This window comes from Kitasatospora putterlickiae (genome assembly GCF_039527695.1).
GTDB classification, from domain to species: Bacteria; Actinomycetota; Actinomycetes; order Streptomycetales; family Streptomycetaceae; genus Kitasatospora; species Kitasatospora putterlickiae.
On record NZ_BAAAKJ010000363.1, the window covers coordinates 6317 to 7170 of the forward strand.

1 protein-coding gene is annotated in these 854 nt (G+C 80.9%); it reads right to left on the bottom strand.

Features of this window, described 5'->3' with window-relative positions; all coding sequences use genetic code 11:
- Positions 1–854 (bottom strand): SDR family NAD(P)-dependent oxidoreductase (locus tag ABD308_RS32745; protein ID WP_344343159.1); only part of this gene is annotated, 854 nt, incomplete at both ends.

An 854-nucleotide genomic window follows, 5' to 3' on the forward strand; every position in this document is an offset into this window, starting at 1 on the left:
GGCGGAGCGGGCGGCCTGGCCGGGGATGCCGGCCAGGCCCTCGAAGGCGGAGCAGAGCACGAACGCGGCCAGGTCCGCGTCGGCGGTCAGCTCGTGCAGGTGCCGGGCCGGCTCGACGGTGGCGCGCAGCACCGCCGCCAGGCGCTCGGGCGTCAGCGTCTCGACCAGGCCCGCGTCGGGCGCGCCGGCGGCGTGCACGACGGCGGTCAGCGGGTGCGCCAACCCGGCGACCACAGCGGCCAGTTGGCTCCGGTCCGCGAGGTCGCAGGGCGCGACCCGGAGCCGGTCGCCGAGCGGCGCCAGCTCGGCGACCAGCGCGTCGGCCTGCTCCGGGGCCACGGCCAGCACCAGGTGGCGGGCGCCGTGGCGGGCGATCAGGTGCTCGGCGAAACGGGCGCCGAAGTCGCCGGTGACCAGGACGGTGCCGTCCGGGTCGAGGGCCCGCGCGCCGTCCGCCGCGGCGGGGAACCGGGCGAGGCGGGGGGCGAGCACCTTGCCGGCGCGGACGGCCAGCTGGGGCTCGTCCAGGCCGAGCAGCGCGGCCCACTCCGGCTCGGCGTCCGCGGCCGGGTCCAGGTCGACCAGCAGGAAGCGGCCCGGGTGCTCGGACTGCGCGGCACGCACCAGGCCCCACACCGCGGCCTGCGCGGCGTCGGGGGCCTCACCGCCGACCGCCGCCGCCCCGTGGGTGGCCAGGACCAGCGTCACCCCGTCCAGCGGCCCGGCGGCCGTCCAGTCCCGCACCAGCGCCAGCGCCTCGGCGGGGGTGCCGGTCGTGGCCAGCACGGCCCGCGGCGCGGGCGCACCCTCCCCGACCGCCTGCCGCAGCGCGGCCGGGTCGGCGTGCCGGTGGG